Origin of the sequence: Actinobacillus minor NM305 (assembly GCF_000175195.1) — a bacterium.
GTDB lineage: Bacteria > Pseudomonadota > Gammaproteobacteria > Enterobacterales > Pasteurellaceae > Haemophilus_A > Haemophilus_A minor.
In genome coordinates, this window is sequence record NZ_ACQL01000045.1 from 1 (window position 1) to 416 (window position 416).

The 416-nt window shown below is 41.6% G+C and carries 1 pseudogene; it reads right to left on the minus strand.

The window, feature by feature from the left end:
* A pseudogene (locus AM305_RS12385) lies at positions 1 to 416 on the minus strand (hypothetical protein); the annotation flags it as partial.

Consider the following 416-nt stretch of genomic DNA (forward strand, 5'->3'; position numbering starts at 1 on the left):
GGTTGCATTAACTAACTTCGCACCTTCTACCGCATCAGCAGGTTCTGTGATGTTGCCTTTATCTGTAGGTACAAGCTCAGTTGTCTTAACATCTACTGTAACAACGCCAGTGTTTGGATTCACTTTTACATCTGTTGTTGCTGTATCTGCAAAGTTAATATCGCCATCTTTATCTGTTGGTGGCGTAGTTGGATCTGTTACCTCACCTACATTCACTTTAGCAAGATCGATAGTGATTTTACGAACATCGTTTACCGTCTCACCTGTTACTGATACACGGTCACTACCTGCAACGAATTTCACTTCATTTGCATTTTTCACCGTGTCTTTGTATTCGCCGGTTTCAGTAGAAACCACCCAGCCCATATTCGTTAAATCACGAACTGTTGCTGCTGAATTTAAGATGTTATCCGCTA